Genomic DNA, 23,302 nt, shown 5'->3' on the forward strand with positions numbered 1-23,302 from the left:
CAGTGGCATATCTAGCAAAGCAGGTAATTAAGTTAATACTTGGTTAACAATCAAGATTATTGAAATCACTAAAGTAATTGCTAAGATAATTCCCATGATGATGAAGGGCAGAGGAGATTGAGTTTGAAAATCTTTTTGACGGTTTTGTTCTGTCTGCACGCCAAAAAAAGCTGCTACAGTACTACTAAATACTCGCCAAATAGACATTAACGCGATATCTGAGTTGGGCTGCCAGATGTTGGCATATCATTTAATGGCTTATCTTTGTGGCCGTGGATCAGTTCAAGTAGATCAATGAAATGAAATTGGCTTGAGCGACTGTTGCCTGTAACCCAATTTCCCCAGCTCACATCGTTTGATTGTTCTGCACATCGATTGGTAGGATGACTACTTGGCAAGCTAGTATTGTAGTTGGTGCCGCTATTACACACGCAGGCTTTACTATTGGCAGAGTTATTTTCGGTGCTCATTAATACTTGGCTTAGCAATAGTGCCGAAGCTGATGTCGCAAAAACAGCAAAAATCTGTATTGACAATAATTTGCCATCACGACCAGAAAGCTTGCGTATTAAGTACTTAAGCATAAATTTTGCCCTATCCGTGGTGTAAAATCGATTGATACTACAACAGATGTAAGATCTTATATTGGATCATAAACATAACAACATTTTCTCATTATAGCAAAATAGCTTAGTTATTGAACACTGGTTTCTGTTTAAAAAATAACAAAGTTGACCAATGTTGGCATTTTCGACTAAATTCCAGTTTCAGAGTGGTTATTTCTCGCGTGAGACTAGAGGGTTGCGGCTGCAAAGGGTAAAATGTCGACACTTTGATCTGCCAATAGAGAAGATTATGCGCCCATTTTTAATTGCACCATCAATTTTGTCCGCCGATTTTGCCCGTTTAGGTGATGATGTTAAAGCCGTATTAGATGCGGGGTCGGACGTTGTTCACTTTGACGTAATGGACAATCACTATGTTCCTAATTTAACCATTGGCCCTATGGTATGTACCGCACTGCGTAATTACGGCATCACTGCAGATATTGATGTACATTTAATGGTAAAACCCGTCGATCGCATTATTCCTGACTTTGCTAAAGCTGGCGCTTCAATTATTACTTTTCACCCAGAGGCCTCAGAGCATGTTGATCGTACCTTGCAGCTTATTAAAGAATCTGGCTGCAAAGCTGGTTTAGTCTTAAATCCCGGCACACCATTGCATTATTTAGATCACGTAATGGACAAACTTGATGTTATTTTATTGATGTCGGTTAACCCAGGTTTCGGTGGTCAGTCATTTATTCCGCATACATTAGACAAACTTCGCCAAGTTCGTGCACTCATTGATGCGAGTGGGTTTGATATTCGTTTAGAAGTCGATGGTGGCGTAAAGGTCGACAATATTGCTGAAATCGCGGCTGCCGGTGCAGATATGTTTGTCGCGGGTTCGGCAATTTTTAATCAACCAGATTATAAAGTTGTTATTGATCAAATGCGTGCAGAACTTGCTACGGTATCATAACGTCTTTTCGTATTATTAGGACTTAACATGATGCAATGGTCAAACATTAGCGCTATCGCTTTTGATTTAGATGGTACATTAATCGACAGTGTGCCTGATTTAGCTGCAGCCACCAATGCCACATTAGCACAATGCCAATATCCACCCGTAACAGAAGCGCTAGTGCTGAGTTGGGTCGGAAATGGTGCGCGTGTATTAATGCAACGTGCATTAAGTTATGCCTCTGGCATGGCAGAAAATACTCCTGAGCTACAGGCATTACTTGAGAAAACGATGCCACTATTTATGCTTTACTATAGTGAGCATTTACATACGCATAGTCGTTTGTACTCTGGGGTGATCACCACGTTACAAAAGCTAAAACAAGCTGGTTTTAAACTGGCTATCGTCACCAATAAACCTTATCGTTTTACCTTGCCGATATTAAGTGCTTTTGGTCTCGATGATGTGTTTAGCGAAGTGCTCGGCGGCGATTCATTAGCCAAAATGAAGCCGGATCCTATGCCGTTGCAGCATTTGCTTGGACAGTGGCAATTGGATGAGTCGCAATTACTGATGATTGGTGATTCAAAGAATGATATTTTAGCAGCTAAAGCTGCCAATGTTATGTCTATTGGCTTGACCTATGGCTACAACTACGGCGAAGATATCGGCCTAAGTCATCCCCATGCGGTATGCGAAAATTTTGCTGATATAGAGCAATACTTACTTTCATAATAATTTTAATTTTCAAAAAGATAATCTGGAGCAATAAAACACATGACTAAACCCATAGTACTCAGCGGTGCGCAGCCATCAGGCGAATTAACCATAGGTAATTATATGGGCGCACTTCGTCAATGGGTTGCCATGCAAGATAGTCATGATTGCCTATATTGTGTTGTTGATTTACATGCCATCACGGTTCGTCAAGATCCTAAGTTACTCCGTGAAGCCTGTTTAGATACATTAGCCTTGTACCTTGCGTGTGGTGTTGACCCTAAAAAAAGCACCGTATTTATTCAGTCGCAAGTGCCGCAGCATACTCAACTTGGTTGGGTATTAAACTGTTACACCCAAATGGGTGAGTTAAACCGCATGACCCAGTTTAAAGATAAGTCTTTAAAGCATGCTAATAACATTAACGTTGGGCTATATGGTTATCCTGTGCTCATGGCGGCAGATATTTTGCTGTATCAAGCTAATGAAATCCCAGTTGGTCAAGATCAGAAGCAACACTTAGAATTGACTCGCGATATTGCCACTCGTTTTAACAATGCTTATGGCGACACGTTTACTATTCCTGAGCCGTTTATTCCTGAGCATGGTGCTAAGGTCATGTCACTGCAAGACCCACTAAAGAAAATGTCCAAATCAGATGACAACCGCAATAACGTTATTGGTTTACTTGAAGATCCTAAAGCGATTTTAAAGAAAGTGAAAAAAGCCATGACTGACAGTGAAGAGCCGCCTGTGGTGCGTTTTGATATCGAACAAAAGCCGGGTGTGTCTAATCTACTGAGTTTAATGTCAGGTTGTACAGGGCAGTCAATTGCATCTTTAGAAGCAGAATTTGAAGGCAAAATGTATGGCCATTTAAAAGTGGCTACCGGTGAAGCGGTTGTTGGTATGCTTGAGCCATTACAAGCTCGCTTTAAAGAGTTCCGCGCCGATCATGCATTCCTAAGCCAAGTGATGGCGGAAGGTGCTGAAAAAGCCCAAGCGCGTGCAGAAGTGACCATTAAAAAAGTCTACGAAAAAATTGGCCTTATCGTGTAAGTAAAACTTTAGCTATTGTTACTGATAAGCCAGCAAATTGCTGGCTTATTTTTTGGTTAACCATTGCACAAACGCAGCGATAGCAGGTTCCTTTAAACGTCGTTGTTTACAGCTAAAATTGAATTCAAAGCCAGTCAACATAGCGGGTAAGTCAAGCGCGACTAATGCTCCCTTACTAATATCTCGCTCTACCATAAAATCTGACGCTAGCGCGATACCCTGACCGGCAATTGCCGCTTCAATGGCTAACAACACATGGCTAAATACATGCTGTTGTTGTGTCGCTGCTATGCTAATGCCATTAACGGTTAACCAGCGCTCCCAATCAAAGCCTATTGGCCCTTCGTCAACGGTAAGTAATGCATGCTGACGTAATACACTCAGCGCCGAGAGGTCGGTATTGAGCAGCCCAGGACAGATCACTGGGATCAGTCTCTCTTGGTGTAACATGCGATGCACATAACCGGGTTGGCCACTTTGCCCAGTAATAAACATATCAGCCACACTATCACTCATCAGTGGGTCGTCGGTGATCATATCTAGGCGAATTTTAATTTGTGGATGCAATCGATGGAAATCGCTTAAGCGAGGGATGAGCCACTTAATGGCAAATGAACTGTATACCGCTAAACGGAGTTGATCATTACTGTCTCCAGTGATTTGCATGCTTAAATCATTCAGCTCATTAAATATTCGTTCTAGCTCATGATAAAGCACACTGCCTTTACTGGTTAAACAGAGTTGCCTGCCTTCGCGGCTAAATAATCGTTCACCAAAATGAGCTTCAAGCAGCCTCACTTGATGCGATACCGCACTTTGAGTAATACAAAGCTCAGTTGCCGCCCGAGAAAAGTGCGCATGTCTTGCAGCCGCTTCAAATATTTGTAGTGCCCTCAGTGGTGGTAGTTTACGCATATGCACCTTAAATATGAGTTTATTTTAATAAAATTTACTATGTATGAATTTAACTCATGCATTGATTAAAAACATCATTATTCGATATAAATTGCTAAGGATATGATGCAGCCAATTATTGATTCTTAGGTTGTAAGTACAATGAAATCCACAATCGCCATTGGCATGATGTTATTGGTCGTCGGTAACCTTTTTAGTGCTATGTATGATGTGTCTATAAAATGGCTCCCAGAGGGCAGTAGCGCTGCAACATTTCTGTTAATTAGACAGTTAACATCAGTAATCATGTTGCTGCCTTTGTGGTTGGCGGCTAACCAACCAACCAGCCGCCACGTAAAGGTGCATTTAGTGCGGGCTAATACCGGCGCTATTGGCGCTGTATGTTTAGTTATGGGCTTAATTGCGCTACCGATTGCTACAGTGAGTTCGTTATTTTACTCAGCGCCATTAATGATTGTATTAATGGGATTTTTGTTTTTGAAAGAAACCGTTACTGCAGCGCATTGGTTAGCGGCTATTTTGGGGTTTATTGGCATTATTATTTTACTGCGCCCAAGTGAAATTAACTGGTTTGGTATTGCGGTATTAATTTCAGCATTTACGTTTGCGATTAACCAGTTGGCACTGCGCAAGTTACCTAGTACAGAAAGTCCAATCGTTACGCTAATGCTTTATAATTTACTTAGTATGCCGTTAGTTTTTGTGATGGCCTTAGTACAAGGCATAGAGGGAATAAGTGTTTCTTTAGTGGTCATCGCAGTGTTAAGTAACGTATTTTTACTCGCATACCAGTGGTTTTGTGCCTTAGCGTATCGTCAAGCGCAAGCCAGTCAAATTGTGGTGGCAGAATATACAGGTTTGTTGTTCTGTGTTTTCTTGGGCTGGTTATTTTTTGACGAATGGCTTGATGGACTAAGTTGGTTAGGCGCTAGTTTTATTGTGTTACCGTCACTGGTTATCCCTTGGATACAAGCCAAAAGATCGCAAAAAAAATTCATCGAGCAAAATGCAGGATGAATTTTTTAAATCGCGATAAGTTGTTAGCTACAGCAGGATTAAGATTCAGTGTATTCAAAAACCTTAATTACTTTACGAACACCTGCTGTATTTCGAGCGATATCAACGGCTAAATCAGCTTGTTTGCGGTCAATTAACCCAAGCAAAAACACTTCGCCGTTTTCGGTAATGACTTTAATGCGAGTAATATCGAGCGACTTCTCATTCAGCATGCGGCCTTTTACTTTGGTGGTGACCCAAGTGTCATTGCTGCGAGTGGTAAATGAGGTTGGTGTGCCAATACGGATTTGATTATGTATTTTGCCGCCAATTTGTAAATCTTGTACGACTTTAACGGCTTTATCGCGCAGCATTGAATTAGGCGCTTGGCCTATCATCAATACATTTTTGTTCATCACAATGGCAGCGATATGGGTTTGATTGTTGAGGTCATCATGTTTTGATAATGCGCTGGCAATAACAAAGTCAGCATTGGTATCGCTGATTTGCGTGCCCATGCTGCGCTCATCGTTTGCCATCTTGGCACCGCTAACGGCGCCAACCATGACCGCACCAGCACATCCCTGCAACATCGCAAGGATCGAGATGATGAGTAACCCTCTTATCATGCTTGTTCGTCCTGTGGGAACAAGGTGCGATCGATGTTATCGCATAAACAATGAATAACCAGTAAATGAACTTCCTGAATTCGTGCTGTCACGTTTGACGGTACACGGATTTCTACATCACCAGCGCTCATTAAACCTGCCATTGCGCCGCCGTCTTTACCGGTTAATGCAACAATTGTCATGTCACGGCTTAATGCTGCTTCCATGGCTTTAATAATGTTACCTGAGTTACCACTGGTAGAAATCGCTAATAAAATATCACCAGGTTGTCCTAAAGCTAAAATTTGCTTCGAGAAAATTTCATCGTAGCTATAATCGTTGGCGATAGCCGTAATGGTTGACGTGTCACAGCTTAATGCAATAGCCGGTAGAGGTGGACGTTCAATTTCATAACGGTTTAATAATTCAGCTGAGAAGTGTTGAGCATCGCCAGCACTGCCGCCATTACCACATGACAGAATTTTATTACCGCCAAGTAGACATTGCACCATCATCTCGGCCGCTTTTTCAATCGATTCTGGCAATGCTTCAGCAGCATCAATTTTAGTTTGAATCGATTCGGTGAAACTATCTTTAATACGTTCTAACATGCAACAATCCTTACGCTAAATTATGTCTACGTATGTCTCTGATTGGCCTTTTTAATATCGCTCATCAGTAAGACTTGGTGATTTGACTCTATGATGCCATAAATCAAGGTTATGGTAATCAATTGCCGCTTAAAAACAGCCTTGTAGCCAGTTTATTTCATCAATATTCATCGCAATGACATCAAAGCGACAAGGTGGATTCAATTTTTGTCTTTGTAAATAATGATCCGCGGCTAATCTTATCCGGGTGATTTGCTTATTTGTAAGTGCATTTAAGGCGCCACCAAACTGATTTGACGCTCTAAATTTGACTTCCACAAACACCCATACATCTTGCTGGCGCATAATCAAATCTATTTCACCAAATGGATAGCGGACATTAGCGGCAACAAATATCAGACCTTGTTGTTCAAGATAAGTTCGTGCACGTTGCTCAGCTAATTGTCCACTGTTCATAGTGGTGTTAATTTTCCTTGGGTATATTTACCCCAAGACAATTGACGCTCAATCACGCCATTAGGTTTCACTGATAATGCGCCGCTACGCCCCATAAATTGATAGCCTGGGAACGCACGCATTTGCGCCAAACGATTAACCAACTCAAGTGCGTCAAACCCCATGACATACAAGCGTTTTTGGCTATTATTCCAACCACTCCACAGTTCTGACACCATTTGAGTTTCGCTATTCGATTGCATTAGCCAAGGAACATCACTAATGATCAAGTTATTTAACTCTTGTGCCGATTGTGCTGACTCACTTTCAAGGCGGCTCCGGCTAGTGGTATATAAAGTTACCGGTTCAGAGAACACACTAAAGTTAACGTCTAAAAAGGGTTTTAGCAGGGCTAAATCTTGTGAGCCAGAAATCATGTAAATCGCATCAATATCTTGGCGAGAACGAAAATCTGATTCTAAGCGACTGCCTAATAAATCACGCATTCTACTAATACGTGCTTGGCTATCTTTTACGCCCAATGCTTCTTGAACGGTCAACTTCATTTGGTCGCCAGCATCATAGAAATACACTTCGGCATCGTTACTGGTTAATGTCAGCCATGTTTGTTGAAAACTGTCGGCCATACGTTTACCAATCGGGTCATTACTGGCTAAAAGCAATGGCAGTTTGACGCCATCATTAAACAGTTTACGTGCTGCATCACTGGCTTCTTGCGCGGGTGACAATGAAAAATAAAACAGATTTGGTTGTGGTGTAAAGGTGTCTGTTTGATTCAAATACAGCTGAGGAATAGTGGTTTTTTGTTTATCATTTACTTTCTGTAATTCTTCAACTTCATTGGGTAATAATGGCCCAATGATAAATTCCGCTCCCTTGGCAACGGCTTGTTGATAAGCGGCAGCAACACCTTGCTGAGTATCATAAAAGTTAATTGATACATTGGCGTCATAGTCTGACAGGTAACTTGACATTAACCCCTGACGAATGGGCTCAGCAACCACAGCACGTGGACCACTTAATGGTAATAACACCGCAATATTTTGCGGTCTAAAAGGCTTAGCATTGAGTGCCTGTTCTAGATCTGCAGGTAATTTCATCGCCGCAGGATGATTAGGGTTATTACGCTGCCATTCACCTAAATAACGCACTAATTGAGTTGGTTCAACCGCATAATGCTTAGCAATATAGGTTAATTGTAACCAACCCGCAAAAATCGGATTAGACTGATCGCGCATAAACGACTGCACTGTTTCTTCATGTAAAGGCTGTAGAAGCTTCCAAATGACATTATTAATCGCAGAGGTTTCAGATTTTGGTAAGTAATTACTTAACAGACTTAATTGCTTAACTTGATCAATTGGTTGTTGAGTATTCTTATACAGCTTGGCTTTAAATTGGTGATAACTCGCCATTTGCCAACGCGGTAACTGCCAATGAGGTGGATACTGTAATATATCCAGCGCAGCTTGGCTGCTATTGGTTTTCTCTGCAATGCGCGCACGCAGGTATATATGCTCAGCTTGAAGCGAGGGAACGGTCACCATCGACTTCTGCATTGAGGTTAATACTTTAGCGGCAGAATTAAAGTTTCCGTCATTGATATAAGCGTGAGCGGCGAGTAATAAATAACGATCACGCTTTTCTGGTAAACTGCTATTCGTTGCTTGGGCTAAATAAACTTTAGCTGGATGTTCAGCGGCAACGAGCGATGCACTTGCGTCAATATTATCTTGCTGTTTATTGGCGGCACAACCGACCACCAATACAGAGAAAATCAACGCGCACACGAATTTTGTAGTATTCAGTCTTTTTAACACTTGGCTTCACTCTGGTAAGATGCTGTCACTAGTTTAACCTGCTCTTACGCTTGGCGAAAGACTCAGGTAGATTCATTATCGAGGTAATTATGGACCAAATGGTCGCGCTGTATATTGTTCCCACCCCAATTGGTAATTTTGGCGACATCAGCGCTCGGGCAATAGAGGTGCTGCAACAGGTTGATTTAATCGCCTGCGAAGACACACGCCATAGCGGAAGGCTGCTGAGTCACTTTGGTATTGAAACCCGTAAAACGGCATTACATGATCACAATGAACGTGACCGAGCGCAATGGATAGTTGAACAGTTAAATGAAGGTAAATCAATCGCACTTATTTCTGATGCGGGTACGCCATTAATTTCTGATCCTGGCTATCATTTAGTTAATCATGTTCGCCAAGCTGGCCACAGAGTCGTGCCACTGCCTGGCGCTTGTGCCGCCATTACCGCCCTAAGTGCATCAGGGTTACCGTCTGATCGCTTTAGTTTTGAAGGTTTTTTACCTTCCAAAGAAAAAGCGCGTATCGATAAGCTTGAATTTCTTAAAGAAGATCCTCGTACGCTGATATTTTACGAATCTCCTCACCGTATTCTTTATAGCCTTGCTGCTATTGTTGAGGTGTTAGGCGAAGATAGACAAATAGTGATGGCTCGTGAAGTCACTAAAACCTTCGAAACCTTTTTATCGGGTACCGCTGCTGAAGTATTGGCACTGGTTGAAGCCGATGATAATCAGCAAAAAGGCGAAATGGTCATTATGTGCCATGGCTTTACATTAACTGATGAAGAAGGTATTCCAGCGGTTGCAGTTGCTACATTAAAGTTACTTTGTGAAGAATTACCGCTTAAGAAAGCCGCAGCTATAGCTGGGCAAATTCATGGTTTAAAGAAAAATGCCCTATATAAATATGGTTTAGAACTGGATTTATAAAAAGCTGGTCGCTTTGGCATTGGTTTGTTGCGCTGCTTAGGCTATAATCCGCGCCGAGTTGGCCAGACAGTTGCCGCGTACGTAAGTACGGGGAGGAAAGTCCGGGCTTCAAAGAGCGGGGTACCAGGTAACGCCTGGGCGGTGTGAACCGACGACAAGTGCAACAGAGAGGAGACCGCCATTTTGGCCTCGGCTAAGATGGTAAGGGTGAAAGGGTGCGGTAAGAGCGCACCGTGCGGCTAGCAATAGTCCGTAGCAAGGTAAACTCTACCCGAAGCAAGACCAAATAGGGTTCCGCATGGCGCTGCTCGCGTTGGAACCGGGTAGGTTGCTTGAGCCTGTGAGCGATTGCAGGCCTAGATGAATAACTGTCCACGACAGGACCCGGCTTATCGGCCAACTCAACCTCTTTATACTAAAAGGCCTCACAGCAATGTGAGGCCTTTTATGTTACAGACAGCTGGGGGTTAAATGCAGAGTTGTTCGGCAAGAAACGCCAGTGAACGTCCCTGAGCTAAAGCCGCGGATGGTTGATGATACATTCCTGAACGTCCCCAACAGTTAAAACCGTGTCCTGCAGGGTAGTCATAAAATTGTGCATGAGTGTGATGAGCAAACGTTGCTTTAATTTTAGCAACATCATCGGCTGGAATATGTTCGTCATGTACACCGTGATGGAACATAATCGGTTGCTTAAGCTGCGGCGCAACATCTAAATAATTCGCAATACCGCCACCGTAATAACATACAGCTGCGCTGATGTCTGCACTTGCAGCCGCACTGCGATAGGCCAGTTGACCGCCAAGGCAGTAGCCAATAATACCGATTTTTCCATTGACCTCTGGGCGTGTTTTAAGGAAATCAATTGCCGTCACAACATCGCTAACAGCCTGATCGGCATCCAGAGTTTGGTAACACTCAAAGGCTTTTTGGGTACCTGCGTCATCATAGTTTAAATCCAGTCGTGGAGTGAGTCGCCAGAACACGTCAGGAGCGAAAACCACAAAACCAGCTTGCGCATAGCTGTCGGCAACGGCACGAATGTGTTCATTCACTCCCCAAATTTCTTGAAGTAAAACCAGACCTGGACCTGTGCCTGTAGGAGGTAAACTCAGGTATCCGGCAAAAGGTTGGTCAGGAATAATAGTAATCCATTGTTGTGTCATGTGAACCTCTGTTTAGGTGAATTTAGCTAGGCTATATATGTTAGCGCCAATTGAGAACAATGTGTTTATATGCTGATATCTCAGTTTATTGTTTACGACTATTGAAGGCCATTATCTATAATAATTTCAATAAAATCATTGCTATTAACCATTTGTGCTGCAAACGAATAGGTGTGTTTATACTTCAATAATCTGATTCTGAAAAGGGGGTTATACGTCGCCAATAGCATGTTTGACCAATTAACACCTCCTCAATTTACTCTCACACTAATGCAAAGAATAACAACGGCTGTTATTGACTGCTGCATGCTCAACCTACTGCAATGACTTCATGCTAGCAATATTCTGTGCTGGATAATAATTAACAAAATATCACAAATGTAAATTATTGAATGAGAATGGTTGCCATTAGTATTTGATGCTATATTGCACGCAATTTTATAGCGATGGATTGTTACTAGGTAAAGTGTCATGCATTTGAAGGTTACGAATATTGGGGTGTTAAGCCTACTATTACCAGCGTTGAGTGTCAGTGCTAATGAATCGGCTGTGAATTCGAATCAGTCAATTGAGAAAATAACTGTCATGGGGCGGGCACAGACCTTTTATCGTGAATCTTCTACGTCTGTTGGTGCCAAAGTTGAAACTGATATTATGGATTTACCACAGTCGGTGCAGGTGCTGAATGAACAGTTGATTGTTGACCAAGCGGCACGTGAAATCACCGACTTATATCGTTCTATTGCGGGGGTAAGCACTTACAGTTACTCGGGAGTGACCTTTCGTGGTTTTCGTGATGACAGCAATGTGTTTTATGACGGTGTAAGAGGCGACCCTTTTTCGGGATTCGGCGTACCGCAGTTATTTAATATTGAACGAGTTGAAGTGTTAAAAGGTCCTGCTGCTGCGTTATACGGTGGTGGAGAACCTGGCGGGATGATCAATTATGTCAATAAAAAGCCGAGCTTTGTCCAAGATACTGAAGTGACATTAACCACTGGTGATAACGATCGTATGGGCGGGTCAATTGATTCTAAAGGTGGTTTAACAGATTCAGTTGCCTATCGTTTAGGTGGTTTTTATGAACAAAAAGACAGCTTTCGTAATAATGCAGACTCTGAAAACACCGAGTTGACCGGTGGGTTATTATTTCAACTTGGCGATGATACAGCGCTCACAACCACCATTGATTATATCAAACAAGACTTAGGCGGTAATCGTTTACGTGGCGTTCCCGTTGACGATGAGGGTAATTTTTTAGTGGATCCAAGCTATAACGCGAATGAAAAATCCGACTATCAAAACCTTGAAGCAACAATATTACAAGCTAACTTACAACATCACTTTAGCGATGAGTTGAGTGTTAATACCACAGTGCGTTATCTGGATAACGAGCGCGTTCAGGGGTATCACGAATCACAAAGTTGGGTTGATGTGAATGGCGATGGTAAAGCCAATATTGATGATAAAACCATTAAACGTGAATATCGTAAACAATATCGCGCTAACCAAGAAGTGAGTGTGACGTCAGATTTTGTATATCGATTAGATACTGATATTGAGCAAACCTTATTATTTGGGGCAGATTATCATCACGTAAACAGCGATTATGATTATTGGCGTGCCCGTTACGAGGCTGACGGTGTGGCTAATCTCAACATTTTTGATCTTAATTACGGTGAAACAGATCCTTCAACTTATAACTTACAAGATCAACATCGTGATGGCACTAAAACCGAACGCGCGGGTTTATATGTTCAAGATCAAATTAGTTTAAGCGAGAAATGGTTGTTGTTGATGGGACTACGTTACGATCACTTTAACGATTTTGACAAAGAAACTGGCTTTGAGTTTAGTGATAGCCATGTATCACCGCGTGGTGGTGTTGTTTATAAATACTCCACCGATACGTCGTTATATATTAACTACGCTGAAAGTTTTAATCCGACCTCCCTTGGCGATCAAGAAACTGCAAGTAAAGACGCGAGTTTAGATCCGGAAATGGGCGAGCAGGTTGAGTTCGGTATTAAAAATCAGTGGTTTGACGGTAGTATGATGACCACGGTTGCTGTGTATCAAATTACCAAAAAAGATGTTGCCATGAGTAACCCTGACTATACCGGTCTTGATGATGGTATCCCTGCCTTGGTTAGTTTAGGGCAGGTCGAAAGTAAAGGGGTTGAGTTTACTCTGGTGGGCGATATTACTGCCGACTGGACCATTATGGCCAATTATGCCTACAACGATGCCCGCGTTACTCAAGGCGATGTGGGCGATACTTATGCCGATGGCACTAAGTTTATTAATGCGCCGCGACATCAAGCGGGTTTGTGGACGCGTTATGAGATTGACAGTTTGCAGTCTTCTATTGCATTAGGTGCCGACTATGTTAGTGAGCAAATCAGCGCGGATGCGCAGCGTGTTAAGCCTTATACTGTGTTTGATATGAGCTGGACAACTCGGTGGCAAGATACGCAATTTCAGTTAAATGTGAAAAACCTGTTTGATAAACAATATGCCGTGAGCGGTTTCTCTGAACGTAATGGGCATTTCCCTGGTGCACCACGAGAAGTGGTGTTGCAGGTATCACATCACTTTTAAACTAAGACGGTTAGTTGCAGTAGTATTTACGTGTTGTTGAATAAAAAAGGAGTGAACAATTTATTGTTTACTCCTTTTTTCGTTAAGCCGCTGCTTTACAAGCTGGCTTTGTGGCCACCAGTTGAGACCGTTTTTGGTCACCAAGTCTATATTGCAGCACATAAAGCATTTAGTGCTGACTACTTTGCGAAAGTTTATCGTAACTAAACGGTCTACCTACCGCTTTAAAAATGGTCCTTAACTTGGAATCTAAATTCCCAGGCATTGATGTCATTACCTGTGGTGATAGGGACGGCAATATCAACATGGGCTACGTTACCGTAGCTTGATTTAGGGGAGTAAATGCGCGCGCCGATGCCAACACTGCCGATAGGGCCATTGACTTCATTTTGCTGATCTGTGCCGCCGCTTGCTTCGCCAATGTCAGCAAATACTGCCCAGCCTAATTCGGCCAGTTGATATAAGTTAATATTAGGGTAATAACGGATCTCACCAGTAAGTAACCAGTGGTTGTCACCATGTTGATAGTCATTAGGGTAACCGCGCACGCCGGTTTCATCGCCAAGGGCAAAAGTTCGGTCAAGGTAATTATTGTGCGAAGTGGCAATGCGGGCCTTTGAGTAGGCCGTCCACTTTGGGCTAATTTGATGGAAAAATTCAGCCCCTAAACCGACATTATAAAAGTCCTGTTGACCCGTTTGAATATCGGTCTGGCCATCGATAGTCATGAGCAATAATTGATTGTCTTTTTGCCAGCCACGGGTACTTAGCATGGTTAAGTGGTAGCCGAGATCGGCATTATCAGCGACGTCATTGGTTTCTAACCCTAAACTGACCCTATGATGCCAGCCCAAATTAAAGTCTTCGTTTTTATTAATCAGGTGAATATTATTTAGGACTGTGAATTGATCTTGGACATATTCGTAGCTGATCCATGGATACATAAATTCACGATCATAAGGTAATGGTGACTGAGGATATAAGTCTATATTATTGAATTGATGTTGGTCTTGGGTAATACCGACACTGATACGATGCAATTGATCCGCTTGTTTATCGACTAGCCAACCATAACCTAAGTTTGCATAATCAATAACATGCTCAAACTCGTTAATGTCTTGACCATTTTGTCTAATGGTATCAATGCGAGTGTCGGTTAACCACGACGCTGCATACATATTTTGGCTATCGAGGGTATAAAAGGGCTTATTAAAGGCAATTGAGGATGCTTGACCGTCACTGTTGTCGTAAAAATCAACCGACACATTCGCGTGTTTAAGCCATCTTACTGGAGCATCAAAAGCTAATTTATAACCGGTACGATCGGCACTTGATTGGTATTTTATTTTGGTTTTAACCCCTAGTCCCAGTAGGTTATCTTCTTTCATACCAAAAGAATATTTAGTGTCGCCACCATTTTTGCTCAAGCTTACCGTGGGTAATAATGACCAGTTATCCCATGTTTCGACTAACACCACATCTTCAACATTATCGGTTGCCAATGGGTCTTTTCTGGCAATATTAATTTTAGCATCGCGAATATAAGATTCGTAACGCAACAATCGCTGCGCTTCTTGCAGATCTTTCTCGGTGATCTTATCGCCTTGTTCAAAGCTTAAGCTATTGAGAATGGTCGATTCTTTGGTGTTGATGTGCAAATAGTTAGCCCAGCGATGTAAAAAGATAGCATCTGGTGCTGACTCATCAAAAATAGGGTGACTAACAATAACGATTTTAGCGACCTTATCAACCAGGTGCTTATTAGTTGTCGATTGCTCATTGATGTCAGAGTCATCGTTGGCGGTTAGCTGTGACTGAGTGGCTGCAACCTCAGCTTGAACACTCTGCGAAGTCAGCAGGATGAAGAAAATAAATGCTGCCATAAATATGATTGGCATAGCTTCGTCCTTATTTTTATTGTTATGTTTTTTAAGAGGTCAGCAACAAAGGGTAATTGTTTCTAATATGAAATTATTATGTTGCCTCTTTGTTTTGTATCATACCTGAATAACATCATAGTCAAACATGTAGCTTAAATAAATATTTCATTTAGCCACTAAAAAGATAAGGGTATTTAGATTGTTAACAACATAAGGGCTGTATATATCATGCCCTTATGCTGTTTGAAATATAATAATCGGAGGCTTACAAGGAACGGCGAGGAGGTACGATTACGTTGGCAAAAATGAGTCCTGCGATTAAGGACATAAAAATGAGGAATATTTGTGAGCCTAAATGGGCTTGATTCAGCATCGTTTCACCTGAGATAAGTGCATTTAAGCCGATATAAGTTTTGCTACCCGGAACAAGAATAACAATACCTTGGAGTAACGCAATCGACACTGGTGCCTTCATCCAACGGGCGTATAGGTTCGAATAAATACCTACCGCGAGCGCGCCGACAAAAATGCCAATAGATTCACCTAAGTAGATACCGCCGAGCATGGCAGAGAAAAAGGCCACAATGCCAGCAAACACGCCCCAAGGAGAGTCTTTTAAGCGTGCTTTAAAGATAATCACCAGTGACATAGACAATAGCGGTACAGCAGACCAAATCGCCCAGCGCGGCAGTGGTATCGGTTCGACATAAATGGTTTCGCCAAATATCGCTTTCCCTATGGTCATGCCAAGCACTGCACCAAAATACAGTTTAAACAACTGCATGACTGCATCCATGATACGTGCAGTACCCGAGATTAAGTCGCGGGCGGCAAGCTCCGCTAAGCCAAGCGTGAGCGCAAGACCAGGAACAAAAATAATAATCCCCGATAAAATGGTCACAGGTAAATTGATACTCGGGTCAAATTGCGCAATCCCTGTTGCCAAGATAGCGCAAACGACCGCCGCCATAGGCTCAAGCATTTCTGCAATACGTTTTGAACGTTCAGCCCAAAAAACGAGGCTGTATACCAGTAAGCCTAAAATAGCCGACCAAAAAACGTCATGCCAACCAGTACCCATTAACATGGCAAAGGCACCCGCACTTGAGCCAAAAGCTAATAAGGTGAGTTTATGGCCATAAGGATTGGGTTTATTGGCGATTTCTTCTAGGCGCTCTAACGCTTCTTGCAGAGTGCGCTGGCCAGAACTAAGCTCTTCCACTAACTCAAAAGTGCGTGCTAATGAACCTAAATCGAGGTCACCAGGTTTGACGCGAGCGACATGGTTATACTCTTGTTCAGTATCGTGTTGCAGTACAAAAGTCATCGAAGTCGGTGATATTAAAAAGTAACCTTCAATACCGAGCGTGCTACATACCGTTTGCAAGTGGGATTCTAAGCGATACGCAGGCGTACCAAACTTATGTAAGTATTTTCCTAACTTAATAATAAATCGGCGTTTTTCTAAAAAATCCTGATTATCCACTGGGCGATAGTCACTCTTGTTAGGGTGTTGAGCTAGTTTTGGCGCGAATATTAACCGATTAAGGCGTGTGTTTACAGCCAAACTGATCCAAAATGTTGGTATAGCATCAATATGTTAAAGATTGATGTAATAACAATAATATAGTCGACTCAAGGAATAACACATGACATTGATGATATCGGGTTTATACGCGGGTTTAACGGCGGTATTGGTTTTAGCATTATCGTACAAAGTGGTTAAATTTCGTCGCGCAAATAAAATAGGTATCGGTGATGGTGGTCACCAAGGATTATCGATTGCGATTCGAGCGCATGGCAATTTAATTGAAAATGCACCCATAGTACTTATTTTGTTAGCGTTGGCTGAATTAAATGGCATGCCAGTTTACTTGATACATTGTTTGGGCACAGCTTGGATTGTGGCGCGCTTATTACATGCTATTGGATTAAATCAAGGTCAAGGTGGCTATCATTTTGGCCGTTTTTGGGGCGTATTAATCACGTGGATTGTGCTATTAACCTTAGCGGTCGCTAATATTGGCTTCTTTCTTGGGTTATAACATTGAAAGCATAAGGGAATAGCAATATTCCCATGTGTTTTACAAGGTTATAAAAGGATAAAAATATTTCACTTTTGATGTTTTTTTAGTCACACTTAGTGTCGCTGTACTGCTATACTCCGCGTCCGTTAAATTCAGCTGTAGGCTGATGTTGTCATCGGATCAGTTAGACTGGTTTTCCCCATTTATGTAGGTCATATACATGCAAGTTGAGTCAACGTTATTTAATTATCCAAAGTTTTGGGCTGAATGCTACGGAACTGCACCTTTTTTACCTATGTCTCGCAAAGAGATGGATATTTTAGGTTGGGATAGTTGCGATATTATTGTCGTGACTGGCGACGCGTATGTTGACCATCCTAGCTTTGGTATGGCGGTGATTGGGCGAATGTTAGAAGCTCAAGGTTATCGTGTGGGTATTATTTCGCAGCCAGACTGGTCAAACAAAGAAGACTTTATGCAGCTGGGTCGCCCAAATCTGTTTTTTGGGGTAACCGCTGGCAACATGGATTCGATGATTAACCGTTACACAGCAGACCGCAAGTTACGTCATGATGATGCCTATACTGCCGGAGATATTGGTGGTAAACGCCCAGATCGTGCGGTAACCGTGTACACTCAGCGTTGTAAAGAAGCCTTTAAAGATGTACCGGTTGTGATTGGCGGCATTGAAGCCAGCTTACGCCGTATTGCTCATTACGATTATTGGTCAGATAAAGTCCGTCGCAGTGTCATTTTTGACGCCAAAGCCGACATTTTAATTTACGGCAATGCTGAAAGACCATTAATGGAAGTTGCACGCCGTATTGCTGCGGGTGAAGCCATTGGCGATATTGACGATGTTCGTGGTACCGCAACAATGCGCAAAGAACCTATGCCCGGTTGGCGCGGCATGGATTCACGCAAAATTGACCAATTACATAAAATTGAGCCATTACCTAGCCCATATGGTGCTGATGATGTTGGTTGCAGTAATTTATCTGGCCCAACAGACGAAAAGATTTTCGATAACGATGCGCCCAAAGCCATTAGCGTGCAACCGCCGCGTCCAAAGCCATGGGAAAAAACCTATGTGCTGCTTCCTGCCTATAACAAGGTCAGCGAAGATAAGTATTTGTATGCCCATGCCTCGCGTATTTTGCACCAAGAGCAAAATCCGGGTTGTGCCCGTGCCTTGTTTCAACCACATGATGCCAACCGTGGTGTATGGGTAAACCCACCAGCGTGGCCATTAAACACTGACGAGATGGATGCGGTATTCGATTTACCGTATCAACGCATCCCGCATCCGATGTATGGCAAAGAAAAAATTCCAGCTTATGACATGATTAAGACATCAATCAATATCATGCGTGGTTGTTTTGGTGGTTGTTCATTCTGTTCGATTACCGAGCATGAAGGGCGAATTATTCAAAGTCGCTCGCAAGAGTCGATCATCAAAGAAATTAAAGACATTCAAGAAAAAGTGCCAGGTTTTACCGGTGTTATTTCTGACTTGGGTGGCCCAACGGCAAACATGTACCGTTTAGGTTGTACCAGTGAGAAAGCAGAGAAAACCTGCCGACGTTTATCGTGTGTGTTCCCGTCTATTTGTGGCCATCTGGGCACCGACCATAAACATACCATCGACTTATACAAAGCGGCGCGTGAAGTACCTGGCATTAAAAAAGTGCTAATCGCTTCGGGTGTACGTTACGACTTGGCTATCGAAAACCCAGAATATATTCGAGAGTTAGCTAAACATCATGTGGGTGGTTATTTAAAAATTGCCCCTGAACATACCGAAGAAGGCCCACTCAGTAAAATGATGAAGCCAGGTATGGGAACCTATGACAAGTTTAAAGAGCTGTTTGATAAGTTTTCTAAAGAGGCGGGTAAAGAGCAGTTTTTAATTCCGTACTTTATTTCGGCGCATCCTGGTACTACCGATGAAGACATGGTCAATTTGGCATTATGGTTAAAAGGTCAGAAGTTTAAATTGGATCAAGTACAAAATTTTTATCCATCGCCGATGGCCAATGCGACCACTATTTATCATACCGAACTTAACTCACTGAAAAACATTAAACATGACAGTGAACAAGTGACAGTGCCGAAAAAAGGCCGCCAGCGTAAATTGCATAAATTTTTGTTACGTTACCACGACCCTGTCGGCTGGCCGATGATCCGTGAAGCGTTAGTCGCCATGGGTAAAGAGTCGTTAATTGGTAATGGTCCAAATCATTTGGTACCACCAGAAACGCGTAACGAGCAAACTAAAGTGAAGTGGGGCCAAAAGCCGTCGCTTAAAGCAAAAGAACAAGGCGGCCAAAAGGCGATGACCCGTTTTTCTGCCGATCAGTTTGAAGACCGTAAAGGTAACACTAAAGCGGATAAAGGCAGTGCTAAGCCAGTAGGGCAGAAACCAAAGTCTCCAGCTAAGGCTTCGGGTCAAGCGGCAAATGGGCAAGCACCCAAAAGCCAGGGCGCTAAGCGTCCAGCTAAAGCGACCACTTGGGCGACTAAGTCTAAATACGCTAAGTAAGCTAACACGTTAACTTATTGTCATAAAACCCGCATTAACATTTGCGGGTTTTGTTTTTCTAGCAGCAATAGATTCAATAACAAGGTAATGTGGGCTAATACTGTCGCTAATACTGTAGCGAATAGTGATAAGTGTTTTACACTATGACTCTTTATCGATTTAATCGTTTTAAAATCTAATTATTTGATAAACAAGGAATGATCATTATGCCAACGTTAATTAGGCTGAGCGGATACCTTAGTGGGGTATTACTGTGTGGTAGCACTATGTTGGTTAATCCTGCTTATGCCGCAAACTCGGTACAGCAACAGCAATTTTTTGAAGCGATTAGCGCTCTTTGTGGTAAAGCTTTTGCCGGTAAGATCACTGCTGGTGGCAGTGAAGGAGATGGCTTTAGTGGCAAACCATTAGTTATGCATGTAAGAGAATGCACCGATCATCAGCTGCGTATTCCATTTCATGTTGGCGATGATCACTCTCGCACTTGGGTGATAACTCAAACCGATACCGGATTGCGCTTAAAGCATGATCATCGCCATAAAGATGGCAGCGATGACAAAGTGACTATGTATGGTGGAGAGACCCGTGATACTGGCACAGCCAACTTGCAAACGTTTCCAGTAGACGATGAATCTATTGCCAACTTTAAGCAACATGGCTTAACGCAATCGGTCACTAACGAGTGGCAAATGATGATTGAAGCCAATACTTTTACTTATCGGTTAACCAGAGAAAATCGCGACTTTAAAGTTGAGTTTGATTTATCTCAACCAGTTGCATTACCGCCAGCCCCTTGGGGATATAAATAGGTTTTTGGTAGGTTTATCGGTTTGGCATGGCCTACGGCCACTAGCGTTGTGGTGCTTCGCCCATACCAGAGTAAGTTAGTAGGTTGTCTTCTTACGCAGGCTAATTTAATCGTCATCCCGGTAATGTTCGTGAGCAGGGATCCAGGTTTGTACTTTTGCACTTTTGTATTTATGGCCTGCGGCCACTAACGTCGTGGCGCTTCACCCACACCAGAGCAAATGGGTAAAGCGCTTGTACCCCTTTGCAAACCCTCAGCGTTCCGGCAACATTTTCTGAACAGCGAAAAGGTCGCGACGGAAACTAATCTAGCTTTCGGCCTCGTTTGAATCCTGCTTCGGCCCATCTTGTAATAAGGAGTGAAAATGCTAACGCTTCCGATGGTACATCCTGTACCGCGAAAGCTAGTCTGATGTCCAGTCAGGTTCACGCATTCTTTTATAAAGAGTCTTCAACGTCCTCAAGTTCAGAGTTGAATCGGTCCATTTCCAAGTCAAGAAAACTAACTCGTTTGTGCCCCCAAAGTTTGTTGGCCTACGAATGAAGGTTTGGTATTTTTTATGATTGGTTGAGTGGTGTTTAGCTGAGTGGGTATTGGTTAAATGAGTTTGAAGCTTTTACCTTCAATGTAGTCAATCACTTGCAGTGGGCTTATGTGCAGATACTGCTTCGGGACGCTTTGCGCCATCCATGGCCGCTTAACGAAAACGTCCCTGTTTTCGATACCCTCAGTCGCATCTACACTGGATCATTCTATCTCTTCGATTTAGCTTCATTTGGTACGAATGTTAAGTTAAATGCTAACTTGTTTTTGACCCAAAACGTGTCAGTAAGGTATATCTTGGAGAAACTCATAACCGGGCAATATAAAAGCTATAAAATCGAAAACCTTTCTTAAAAGATGTAATTAGAAAAGGTGATTAGATACAAAGTTGTACAAAAAACTACTGTAAAACAGCGAATTTCTATAGCATAAAACATACCGATTAAAGTTTGATATGGCATCGCCCAAGTCTAATAAGCGATTTATGCGTCGCAAACAGCGCAACGCATAAATACTAAAACATTAACTGTAAAAGGAGCTTGTCATGCAGTATAAAAACACTCAGCTTGGAATCGCGATGATTTCTGTTATGGGAGTTGTAACATTAGTGCTTATCTTTGCTTCGGTAACTCAACCTACCGAACCTATTGGATTTGCGTATTTAATTGTAGGTTTGGTTTCAATTCTTTTTTCAGCATTAACAATCAAAGTTGAAGATGGAGAGATAAAATGGTTTTTTGGTCCAAAATTTTGGAATAAATCAATAAAGATATCTGAAATTGAGTCGGCGCAAGAGATAAGAACAAAATGGTACTACGGGCTTGGAATTCGGTTAATCTCAACTGGATGGTTATATAATGTTTCTGGTCTAACGGCTGTTGAATTAAAACTTAAAGATGGCACAACTGTTTTTCTGGGTACAAACGATCCAAAAAATTTAATAAAGGCTATTAAGCAAAGTAGTTAACTTGTGCTCGTTCCTTGCAAGTTTTAGCCAACTATTTACCGCCTTTTACAGTGCTCGCTATTAACTCATTTCTGTCCAAAAAGCGATCTGGTCTCTACTTAAAAATGGATAAATTCAACTCTGAACTTGAGGACGTTGAAGAAAATAGCGTGAGCTAGCCATGGATGGCGAGCTAGCTTTCGAGGGGAAGGGACGCCCCATCGGAAGCGTTAGCATTTTTGAATAAGGCCGAGGCAGGATTCAAATGAGGTTTCAAGCTGGATAAATTTCCGTTGCAATTTTTTCGCTGCCGTTGTTTGGTTAAACAGCGAAAATGTTGCCGGAACGGCAGGGGTGATCCAAGAGGGGATTGCTGTTGATCCTCTTTTGGCCCGTGCAGGGTGGAACCTTGCGATCTTAAGCGTTAGTGGCCACAGGCCATACCTTAAAAACCACTTATTCAAAATAATTCAGGCTGCCAATGGCAGCCTGAATGTTATGTACTTAAGAGTGTTAAGACTCGTCGCGGTTACTTACCATCAAAAGTAAATGACTGACCTGCTAGGGCGGCTTCAAACATTAATCCACCTTTAGCGGCGGTAAATATCGCCATGCCATTGATGTAGGCTGCAGTCGCAGCATGGTTACTGCCAGCTTGTCCTGCACCCGCAGAATTACCTGTGGTGCCAACTTGAGCATTAGCACCAAGGTTAATCGCTACTGCTGACGCTTGAGCGCTAAACTCAAAACTGCCGCTAGTAAAATCATTGTATGCTTTGGCATCTTTAAAGAAGATTATTTCGCTATAGGCCTGGCCGCCTAGCTGAAAACCGATTGATAGTTGGGTTAATGTAGAATCACCCATGTACGAGCCTGCCTGATACACTCGACCGTTACCATAAGCAGCACCAATACCTATACCCCCTTTGGCGACACTGGGGAAGATTGCATAACCATAAGCTGAATCAAATAAATGTCGGCTTTCATTGGCCTTTTTAAAATTGGTAGTTGCATCGTTATAAGCTGCTTCGTCAGCAAAACTAGGAGCTGAAAACGCGAAGCTTAATAACACAAGAAAACTAGAAAACACTAAGCTAATTGAACGTTTCATAAATAACCTCGGTGACTATATTGTCATGATAAAACTGGCCTTAGAGTAGCATAAC

At 42.5% G+C, this 23,302-nt stretch carries 21 protein-coding genes and 1 other RNA gene; 11 read left to right on the forward strand and 11 right to left on the reverse strand.

Annotated features, from left to right (window positions below; all coding sequences use genetic code 11):
- Positions 1-27: 27 nt before the first annotated feature.
- The gene (locus tag H5114_RS12400) at positions 28-207 is read right to left on the reverse strand and encodes a DUF2970 domain-containing protein (protein ID WP_182723101.1); all 180 of its coding nucleotides are present in this window, start codon (positions 205-207) and stop codon (positions 28-30) included.
- The gene (locus tag H5114_RS12405) at positions 207-584 is read right to left on the reverse strand and encodes a hypothetical protein (protein WP_182723102.1); all 378 of its coding nucleotides are present in this window, start codon (positions 582-584) and stop codon (positions 207-209) included. The genes H5114_RS12400 and H5114_RS12405 overlap by 1 nt, the downstream gene beginning before the upstream one ends.
- 271 nt (positions 585-855) lie before the next feature.
- On the opposite strand from H5114_RS12405, the gene rpe reads away from it, so the two are divergent.
- The 3 genes from rpe to trpS are packed head-to-tail and all read left to right on the forward strand — an operon-like array spanning position 856 to position 3,285.
- A complete protein-coding gene (gene rpe, locus H5114_RS12410; protein ID WP_124017499.1) occupies positions 856-1,527 on the forward strand; it encodes a ribulose-phosphate 3-epimerase in 672 nt (223 codons plus the stop codon).
- 27 nt (positions 1,528-1,554) lie between these two features.
- Positions 1,555-2,244 (forward strand): phosphoglycolate phosphatase, encoded by a 690-nt coding sequence (locus H5114_RS12415; protein ID WP_124017500.1) that lies wholly within the window; start codon positions 1,555-1,557, stop codon positions 2,242-2,244.
- Positions 2,245-2,286: 42 nt separating this feature from the next.
- A complete protein-coding gene (gene trpS, locus H5114_RS12420; RefSeq protein ID WP_124017501.1) occupies positions 2,287-3,285 on the forward strand; it encodes a tryptophan--tRNA ligase in 999 nt (332 codons plus the stop codon).
- A gap of 45 nt (positions 3,286-3,330) precedes the next feature.
- On the opposite strand, the gene H5114_RS12425 is transcribed toward trpS, so the two are convergent.
- The gene (locus H5114_RS12425; protein ID WP_182723103.1) at positions 3,331-4,200 is read right to left on the reverse strand and encodes a LysR substrate-binding domain-containing protein; all 870 of its coding nucleotides are present in this window, start codon (positions 4,198-4,200) and stop codon (positions 3,331-3,333) included.
- Positions 4,201-4,341: 141 nt separating this feature from the next.
- Here H5114_RS12425 and H5114_RS12430 point away from each other — a divergent pair, with 141 nt between their 5' ends.
- Positions 4,342-5,217, forward strand: coding sequence for a DMT family transporter (locus H5114_RS12430; RefSeq protein ID WP_182723104.1), 876 nt, complete (start codon positions 4,342-4,344; stop codon positions 5,215-5,217).
- Positions 5,218-5,255: 38 nt separating this feature from the next.
- Here the strand turns inward: H5114_RS12430 and dolP are convergent, their stop codons facing one another.
- From dolP to H5114_RS12450, 4 genes are all read right to left on the reverse strand, one after another.
- Positions 5,256-5,825: a division/outer membrane stress-associated lipid-binding lipoprotein gene (gene dolP, locus H5114_RS12435; RefSeq protein WP_124017504.1), complete on the reverse strand. Its 570-nt coding sequence runs from the start codon at positions 5,823-5,825 to the stop codon at positions 5,256-5,258.
- The gene (locus tag H5114_RS12440; protein ID WP_124017505.1) at positions 5,822-6,415 is read right to left on the reverse strand and encodes a phosphoheptose isomerase; all 594 of its coding nucleotides are present in this window, start codon (positions 6,413-6,415) and stop codon (positions 5,822-5,824) included. The genes dolP and H5114_RS12440 overlap by 4 nt, the downstream gene beginning before the upstream one ends.
- A gap of 129 nt (positions 6,416-6,544) precedes the next feature.
- Entirely contained in the window at positions 6,545-6,871 is a 327-nt protein-coding gene (locus H5114_RS12445) for a YraN family protein (RefSeq protein ID WP_182697763.1), read from the reverse strand.
- On the reverse strand, positions 6,868-8,691 hold the full coding sequence (locus H5114_RS12450) for a penicillin-binding protein activator (protein WP_124017507.1): 1,824 nt from the start codon (positions 8,689-8,691) through the stop codon (positions 6,868-6,870). Before H5114_RS12450 ends, H5114_RS12445 begins: the two co-directional genes overlap by 4 nt.
- Positions 8,692-8,780: 89 nt before the next feature.
- On the opposite strand from H5114_RS12450, the gene rsmI reads away from it, so the two are divergent.
- Both rsmI and rnpB read left to right on the forward strand, forming a co-directional pair.
- Positions 8,781-9,623 carry a 16S rRNA (cytidine(1402)-2'-O)-methyltransferase gene (gene rsmI / locus H5114_RS12455; RefSeq protein ID WP_124017508.1) on the forward strand — a complete coding sequence of 281 codons (843 nt, stop codon included), beginning with the start codon at positions 8,781-8,783 and terminating at the stop codon, positions 9,621-9,623.
- Between the two features lie 54 nt (positions 9,624-9,677).
- Positions 9,678-10,031, forward strand: an RNA gene (gene rnpB, locus H5114_RS12460) — RNase P RNA component class A.
- 59 nt (positions 10,032-10,090) lie between these two features.
- Here rnpB and H5114_RS12465 read toward each other — a convergent pair.
- A complete protein-coding gene (locus tag H5114_RS12465; protein WP_182723105.1) occupies positions 10,091-10,789 on the reverse strand; it encodes a dienelactone hydrolase family protein in 699 nt (232 codons plus the stop codon).
- A 471-nt stretch (positions 10,790-11,260) separates the two neighbouring features.
- Here H5114_RS12465 and H5114_RS12470 point away from each other — a divergent pair, with 471 nt between their 5' ends.
- The gene (locus H5114_RS12470; protein WP_182697777.1) at positions 11,261-13,390 is read left to right on the forward strand and encodes a TonB-dependent siderophore receptor; all 2,130 of its coding nucleotides are present in this window, start codon (positions 11,261-11,263) and stop codon (positions 13,388-13,390) included.
- Positions 13,391-13,614: 224 nt separating this feature from the next.
- On the opposite strand, the gene H5114_RS12475 is transcribed toward H5114_RS12470, so the two are convergent.
- Positions 13,615-15,273, reverse strand: a complete 1,659-nt coding sequence (locus H5114_RS12475; RefSeq protein ID WP_404948348.1) for a ShlB/FhaC/HecB family hemolysin secretion/activation protein — start codon at positions 15,271-15,273, stop codon at positions 13,615-13,617.
- A 262-nt stretch (positions 15,274-15,535) separates the two neighbouring features.
- A complete protein-coding gene (locus H5114_RS12480; RefSeq protein ID WP_124017546.1) occupies positions 15,536-16,756 on the reverse strand; it encodes a threonine/serine exporter ThrE family protein in 1,221 nt (406 codons plus the stop codon).
- Positions 16,757-16,919: 163 nt separating this feature from the next.
- Between H5114_RS12480 and H5114_RS12485 the strand changes: the two genes are divergently transcribed.
- The 4 genes from H5114_RS12485 (at position 16,920) to H5114_RS12500 (ending at position 22,157) form a co-directional block, all read left to right on the forward strand.
- The gene (locus H5114_RS12485) at positions 16,920-17,315 is read left to right on the forward strand and encodes an MAPEG family protein (RefSeq protein ID WP_182697779.1); all 396 of its coding nucleotides are present in this window, start codon (positions 16,920-16,922) and stop codon (positions 17,313-17,315) included.
- A 202-nt stretch (positions 17,316-17,517) separates the two neighbouring features.
- Positions 17,518-19,839 (forward strand): YgiQ family radical SAM protein, encoded by a 2,322-nt coding sequence (locus tag H5114_RS12490; protein ID WP_182723107.1) that lies wholly within the window; start codon positions 17,518-17,520, stop codon positions 19,837-19,839.
- Positions 19,840-20,045: 206 nt separating this feature from the next.
- Complete coding sequence (locus H5114_RS12495; RefSeq protein WP_182697781.1) at positions 20,046-20,648, forward strand: hypothetical protein; 603 nt, start codon at positions 20,046-20,048, stop codon at positions 20,646-20,648.
- A gap of 1,086 nt (positions 20,649-21,734) precedes the next feature.
- Complete coding sequence (locus tag H5114_RS12500) at positions 21,735-22,157, forward strand: hypothetical protein (RefSeq protein WP_182723108.1); 423 nt, start codon at positions 21,735-21,737, stop codon at positions 22,155-22,157.
- Positions 22,158-22,665: 508 nt separating this feature from the next.
- Here the strand turns inward: H5114_RS12500 and H5114_RS12505 are convergent.
- On the reverse strand, positions 22,666-23,247 hold the full coding sequence (locus tag H5114_RS12505) for a lipid-binding SYLF domain-containing protein (RefSeq protein ID WP_182697782.1): 582 nt from the start codon (positions 23,245-23,247) through the stop codon (positions 22,666-22,668).
- Between the last annotated feature and the right edge of the window lie 55 nt (positions 23,248-23,302).

The organism is Shewanella sp. SR43-8 (assembly GCF_014163775.1).
GTDB classification, from domain to species: Bacteria; Pseudomonadota; Gammaproteobacteria; order Enterobacterales; family Shewanellaceae; genus Shewanella; species Shewanella vesiculosa.